The 6,317-nt window shown below is 51.5% G+C and carries 5 protein-coding genes and 2 pseudogenes; 2 read left to right on the top strand and 5 right to left on the bottom strand.

Annotation, left to right across the window (positions count from 1 at the left end; all coding sequences use genetic code 11):
• The 5 genes and pseudogenes from ACPYOP_RS32300 to ACPYOP_RS32280 all read right to left on the bottom strand — a co-directional run.
• Positions 1–168, bottom strand: a pseudogene (locus ACPYOP_RS32300) (IS6 family transposase); the annotation flags it as partial.
• 144 nt (positions 169–312) lie between these two features.
• Positions 313–1,857 (bottom strand): carboxypeptidase M32, encoded by a 1,545-nt coding sequence (locus ACPYOP_RS32295; protein WP_481414279.1) that lies wholly within the window; start codon positions 1,855–1,857, stop codon positions 313–315.
• Between the two features lie 23 nt (positions 1,858–1,880).
• Positions 1,881–2,456, bottom strand: coding sequence for a flavin reductase family protein (locus tag ACPYOP_RS32290; protein WP_481414278.1), 576 nt, complete (start codon positions 2,454–2,456; stop codon positions 1,881–1,883).
• Positions 2,446–3,684, bottom strand: a complete 1,239-nt coding sequence (locus tag ACPYOP_RS32285; RefSeq protein WP_481414277.1) for an MFS transporter — start codon at positions 3,682–3,684, stop codon at positions 2,446–2,448. The genes ACPYOP_RS32290 and ACPYOP_RS32285 overlap by 11 nt, the downstream gene beginning before the upstream one ends.
• 22 nt (positions 3,685–3,706) lie before the next feature.
• Positions 3,707–5,131: a tetratricopeptide repeat protein gene (locus ACPYOP_RS32280; protein ID WP_481414276.1), complete on the bottom strand. Its 1,425-nt coding sequence runs from the start codon at positions 5,129–5,131 to the stop codon at positions 3,707–3,709.
• Positions 5,132–5,305: 174 nt separating this feature from the next.
• Here ACPYOP_RS32280 and ACPYOP_RS32275 point away from each other — a divergent pair, with 174 nt between their 5' ends.
• A complete protein-coding gene (locus ACPYOP_RS32275; protein ID WP_481414275.1) occupies positions 5,306–5,992 on the top strand; it encodes a GntR family transcriptional regulator in 687 nt (228 codons plus the stop codon).
• 157 nt (positions 5,993–6,149) lie between these two features.
• Positions 6,150–6,317: pseudogene (locus ACPYOP_RS32270) on the top strand (IS6 family transposase); the annotation flags it as partial.

Genomic DNA, 6,317 nt, shown 5'->3' with positions numbered 1-6,317 from the left:
GGCCCATTCCGAGATCGTCTGAAACGAGACCTCGATGCCGCGCGCGGCAAGCAGATCTTCGATGTCGCGAAAGCTGAGCGGAAAACGATAATAGAGCCAAACCGCATGGGCGATGATCTCGGCGGGGAAACGGTGGCGTCTAAAGTGAGCAGGGGAGATTTCGGTCATTGCCACCAAATACCAACCCGTTCCCGACAGACTCGTTAACCCGACGCTACCGATTGGCCAGCATGCTGCAGCAATACGTTTGGCGGCACGTCTTAAGCAAACCGGAACGGGGCAGATTAAATGTTGGCCACTTTGTTATTCGGTTCAAAAAACTGCGGTGTACCGATTTCGTAGGTGCGCCTTGAACGCTTCATTGTCGAGCGATCGACCCGTTGCGCGCTTTAGCAAATCATCGATTTCGTAAAAGGAGCCTTGGCTGTGAATGTTTTCTCTCAACCATCCGAGCAAAGGCATGAAGTCCCCACGTCCAATGGCGGGCAAAATGACAGGCTCCGATGTACAAGCGGCATCAAAAAGCTGCGCGGCCATAATTGCACCCAATGTATAACACGGGTAGAAACCCCAGGCGCCGCTGGGCCAGTGGATATCCTGAAGGCATCCAACTCGGTCGTTCGGCGGCACAACGCCAACCAGCGCCTGCATTTGCTCCTTCCAAGCCAGTGGCAGTTCCGCTAACGGGATTTCATCTGCGAGCAATGCCTTCTCCAAGCGGTAGCGTAAAATAACGTGCGCTCCATAGGTTACCTCGTCAGCCTCTACCCGAATAAAACTTCGTTCAACTTTGGTGTAATGACGCCAAAGGGCATTTTCTTCCCACGCCGGTCCAATTCCTTGGAAGCACTTGCGTATTATTGGCGTCGCCATGGAAAAGAACTCACGACTGCAGCACGCCTGCATTTCCATCAGCAGCGACTGGCTCTCATGTATGCTGACGCTTCGAGCTCGCCCAACAGGCTGGTTAAGCCATGCTAGCGGACGTCCTTGTTCGTAAAGCGCATGGCCGCACTCGTGCAACGCGCTTGATAAAGCGCTGGTGAAGTCATTCTTGTCATAACGCGTTGTAATGCGCGTATCGCCATCGGCAACTGAGCAAAACGGGTGAGCTGAAGTATCAAGACGCCCCCGATCAAAATCAAACCTAAGCATTTTAACCATCTCAAGTACAAGCGAATGCTGCGCTTCGATGGAAAATGGCCCGGGTAATATCGGGAGATTGGGCTGCCGTGCTTGAAGCTCAATGACCTCATCGATGAAGGGAGGTAAAAAAGCTGCGAGATCATCAAAAAGCGCATCGACGCGTTCAGAACAGTTGTCTGGATCGTACTCGCTAAGGAGCGCGTCGTAAGGTGCAAGGGCTAGCTGCTCGCCTTTCGCAACAGCCTTCTTGCGTTGTAGGGCGAGAACTTCCGAAAGATACGGCAGCAGAGCAGAGAAATCCGAGTTGGCGCGCGCTTCGCGCCATGCCATCTCGCAGGCGGATACCGCCTTGCTCAAAGCCTCCACAAGATCTGACGGAAGCGCCGTCTCGCTTCTCCAAATGCGCTGCATCTCGCGAACATTAGCGCGCTCCCATTCTCCAAGCTGACTATTTGCTTCTGCTTCTTCGATCCAATCTCCGATGCGCGGATCCGTTATTACGTCGTGATGCAAAACCTTGAGAAGGCTCATACTTTGAGCTCTCGTTTCGGCAGATCCTGCCGGCATTACAGTGTCGTGGTCCCACTGCAAAATCTCGATCGTATTGGAAAGAGTTGCCGCCCGTGCAAAATGTGCTAAGAGCCTTGAATATGCGTCAATCGCTTTTTCTTCTGCGGTAGACGAGGCGGTATCATGGAAGGCAGGGGTCATCTTCATGCCTCCTGGTCGTCGCCTTAAGAAGGAACACCGCTGTTGTGAGTCGATGGCAAATGAGAGCGTTGCCGAACAGCATCTCGGTAGCGGATGAAATGGCTTTGGGAATACAGCAATGGCTGGGCGTTCTCGAAGGTGCGCGCCATTAGAACTTCACCAATGAATATCCGATGGCTGGCACAATCGAAGGCAGCGGTGGTTTGACAACACATCCACCCCGGGCAATGCCGCAGCACGGGTAAGCCGTTACAATCAGCCCATCGTTCAATTGGGAACGGCTCATTCGCTTTGCCGAGGCGCCCGGCAAAGAGAAGAGCCAGATTTTCATCGTCCTCACCGAGCAAATTAAGGGTGAAGTGACCATCACTCGTCATCTGATCATAGAACGTTCCAGTCTTACGGAGACATATCGAGATGTGCGGGGGATGCAGGCAAACCGAACAATAGGAAGTGATCGTACGCCCCACGAAGCCCGCACTACCTCGAGTAGTCACCACTGCCACGGTGCCGACGACCCGTCGGAAGAGATAACGCACAGCATCAATCGTCGCGGCTGACCCACAAATGGAACGATTTCTGCATGTATTAGCAGTCATTCTTACTGTTTCCTCGCAAGGTGACCAAAATCCTTGGCCATGGCCAAAATGCCGTCGATGCACTGCAAGTCATGAGCATTGCCCCAAAACTCCCGGCTGCGAGCAACATGTTAGCAGGCGAGCCGAGTATGGGATAATCCCAGGCAAGTATGCTGCTTAGGACGGTTCCCATGCCCATCCCAATCGCCTGAGCGGTGACAATGCCGCCAAAAGCTCCGCCGTAGCGACGATCCTGGGCAGTGGTTGCAATCAATGTATCCAACGTTGGTACTGCGAGAGCCTCGCTGGCTGTGATGAGAAGAGCAAGCACGATCGCGGCGGCGAAAGCTTGGGTGGGCGGGAATAATGAAAAGGCAACTAACGCGAGCGGAACTGCAATCGATCCTGCGTGGAAGAGCGCGAGCATTGTTCTTGGGGAACACGTTCTAATAGCCCGGCCGGCAAGCGGAAGGATTGGGATGACAGTCGCGGCTTGAACGGCGAAGAAGATAGATGCCGTCTCAATCGAATGAAAATGCTTCTGTGAATAATCGACAAGTGATATAATTATCACCTGCAGGAATAACCATGAAAGCATTACATTTATAAGAATACTTCCACGATGTGCAGAGTTAATAAATGCAATATTGCCTTGGGTATTTGAATCAGCGGACCGGAATTCCTTTCTTCGTTTGGCTCCTGCGTCAATTTTGGTAATGCCAAGAAAAATCAATGCAGCGGCCGAAAGCGCCGCGCTGGCAACACTTATGGCCAGTGATTGGGAAAGGCTAATTAAAACGGCGGAGATCAGCGGGCCGATTACAACGCCGATATTGTTGGAGCTCCCAAGAAGACCGAATGCGGTAGACTGATCCTTTTCGGACACCGTCTTTGCAACCGCCACACGGTACGCGATATTGCAGACGGCCGAACCGACCGAGAGGCAAAGGATTTGGGTTACCGCCATGAAGCGGCCGGGAGCGGCGAAGAACAGCAGTCCAGAGCAAATCATCGCCACCAAAGCGATCGACAATACTCGTCCCGCTCCGTAACGATCGATGCAGCCTCCAACAGGAAAAGCAACAAGGCGGCCCAGAATAACAAATACGCCAATTGAAAGAGCAATCGTCGCAGGCGACGAATTCACTTCGGTTGGATAGACGGCGAGGGCAAAGGGCACGACTGCATAATATGCAGCAGTGCTGAGAAATCGACCGCTCAAGAGAGCAATTCCTGTCGTATTCCACATCGGTTTGCACCTGCAAGAATCGCTATGATGCTAGGGCATTTTGACGCTCCCGCGTCCAGGCTACCAAGAGCGGATCGCCCAAGCGAGTTGCTAGAGATTGGAGCTTTTCGACCGCAGATATGCCAAGCGGGTCCAATTTCAAAGAGGCCAGATAGCAGCTTGCGGCGGTTTCCAATTCTGCAAGCTCTTCGTGACACTGGGCGGCCATGAACCAAGCGACTTCCTGGCCCGGTGGTCCAAGGCGAGCGGCGCGATGATATGCCTCAGCGGCCTCACGATAGCGTTTTGCAGAGGCGAGCAATTCCGCCAATTCAATCCATATCTTGGCGTCGTGCGGATCGACCTCGATGACTCTTCGAATCCTAGCTTCCGCAAGCGCGGCATCGCCAAGCCATATAGCTTCCTTCGAGCGGCTTTCCATAAGCGGATATAGGTTCTCTTTGCAAACAATCTCTCGGAACGGATCGTCGTCAACCAGAGACATCGCCAAGTTTGCATACTGTTCAGCGAAATCCATGTCCGCGACCACTCGAGCTTTGTCGCCGGTCATATACCCGCAGAAAGATGCTCCTCGATAATACCGACTCGTGAGAATTGCGTGCATGAATGGATCAATTTCTTGCTGAAGGGACTGCAGTTCTTTCAGCCCCACGCTGCTCCAATGCTCAACAGCAACGGCCTGCTTCGTAAATCGGGCGTTTTGGACGATCAAATGAAGAATGGCGGTAAACCGTGCAATAGACTTCTGGGGGGCGTTCTCGGCGATGGCGTGAAACAAGCTAAGCGAATAGTTCTTATTGTAACCGTCGAGAAATAGAACGTAGCGGGCCACCGCAATAGTCGAGGCCAGACGCGCTCCATGTTCGTCCCATTCGACATCAACGCCTTGATTCAATTCCACGACAAGGTCAAAAAAACCGAGTGTGTTAAGTAAGTTTGACACGAGAGCTTTGTGAGAAACAGTGAGCTTTTCATAATTCCCAATTAGATTGCAGAGTATGTTCCACCTTTCAGTTCTACTCGCTGAAGGCAACTCATTGGGATTCTGGATCCGATATATTTCTAACCCCGCGATGTTCGTCAATGACACCCGAAAAGATTGTGGCAACGTCCGTTGGAGTCGGAAGAAGAACTTCCCCGTTTCTAAGGCGCGAAAAGCGAATATGGGACGCCAGGAATGCAAAGGTTCTTGTCCTGCGGCCTCCGACAGGTCAAGGTATGGACCAAACAGGTCCTTCGCAATCGCCGATTGGCCATCTGCGTGCAATGAAGGGAAACTACTCATCGCAATAGTTCTCCAATGCTTCAGAGGGTGGATGCGCAGCTTCACCGAAGACAGCGCATCCGGTATTTTTAGTCGAATAATGTCAGAAGGTCCTTGCCGACCTTCGCAGTTGTATAGCGAGCCATAGCTAGCCTCCTTTCCTATCGAAGCCTTGAGAGCCAAGGCCACTAACCTATATCACGACAATCAGGGGTTGGCGCAGAATATTGCGACCCATATATTTAGCAATATGCTGCTGTAGCGTGTTTCAATTTACGCGCTCATTTTGATTGCCCATCTCGCGAGCCGTAAGGAATGAACAGAATATCTGATCACTAGCGAAGGATAGTAGCTGAGATGTCGATAAAGGCTGATCATCCCGCCTACCTTGAGATCCGTGACCGCGTGACGGAATATGTGTACGAACCAGGTTCGCAATTGACTATTCCTGAGATCGGTGACCAATTGCGGCTCAGCGCAACGCCGGTCCGGGAAGCCCTGATCAGGCTGGCTGACCGAAATTTCATCGATTGCATCCCTGGGAAAGGGTATTTCGTCAAGAAGCCATCAGTTGAGCACTATCTGGAGCAATATGAACTCATTGCTCTACTGCTCTCTGGCGTTTTCGAAGGCCTGATAAGAAGATTGAATCAAGAAAGTCTTTACGCTCTCACCGATCGCTTTTCGAGTATTATTGACGAATTTCGGAAATCTGTCGGCGACACTCCACGTGTTTCGGAGCTTGTCGAAAATGTGTACATAGCGCTCATTGATGAGACACATAACGTTCAATTAAAAATACTCCTAAATGATGCTATAAAGCGAACGCTATTTTTTAGAAAAATAGAGCTTAACTTTTTTGAAAGTAATGATGCAGTATTCAATAAGCTAAATTCAGCGATTGAATTAATTAAAGATAGAAAAATCGAAACCATCCGCAAGGGAATTGCATTGGATCTCGCTCAGCGTCGGAGGATGGCTCCAGCAATAGTAGATCAGATGGTACTTGAATTATACAAAAAGTTCTCTAAGGGCAATTTTTGATCCCGGCGATCCCTTCCTTCGGGTCTCCACTGCCTCAAGGAGAACTAATCCTCGACGGAATCCGCGAGAGCCTGCTTTAGCTCAACGGCTGAACTGCCCTGGAACGGGTAGCGTCGGGTTAACGAGTCTGTCGGGAACGGGTTGGTATTTGGTGGCAATGACCGAAATCTCCCCTGCTCACTTCAGACGCCACCGTTTCCCCGCCGAGATCATCGCCCATGCGGTTTGGCTCTATTATCGTTTTCCGTTCAGCTTTCGCGACATCGAAGATCTGCTTGCCGCGCGCGGCATCGAGGTCTCGTTTCAGACGATCTCGGAATGGGCC

This window comes from Rhizobium sp. KNZ2-6A, from assembly GCF_056755475.1.
This window is presented reverse-complemented; position numbering and strand designations above follow the sequence as displayed.

What these genes read in the sequence shown, in the direction of transcription:
- ACPYOP_RS32295 (WP_481414279.1), bottom strand. Translation starts at nt 1,857, where the DNA reads ATGACCCCTGCCTTCCATGATACCGCCTCGTCTACCGCAGAAGAAAAA.
- ACPYOP_RS32290 (WP_481414278.1), bottom strand. Translation starts at nt 2,456, where the DNA reads ATGACTGCTAATACATGCAGAAATCGTTCCATTTGTGGGTCAGCCGCG.
- ACPYOP_RS32285 (WP_481414277.1), bottom strand. Translation starts at nt 3,684, where the DNA reads ATGTGGAATACGACAGGAATTGCTCTCTTGAGCGGTCGATTTCTCAGC.
- ACPYOP_RS32275 (WP_481414275.1), top strand. Translation starts at nt 5,306, where the DNA reads ATGTCGATAAAGGCTGATCATCCCGCCTACCTTGAGATCCGTGACCGC.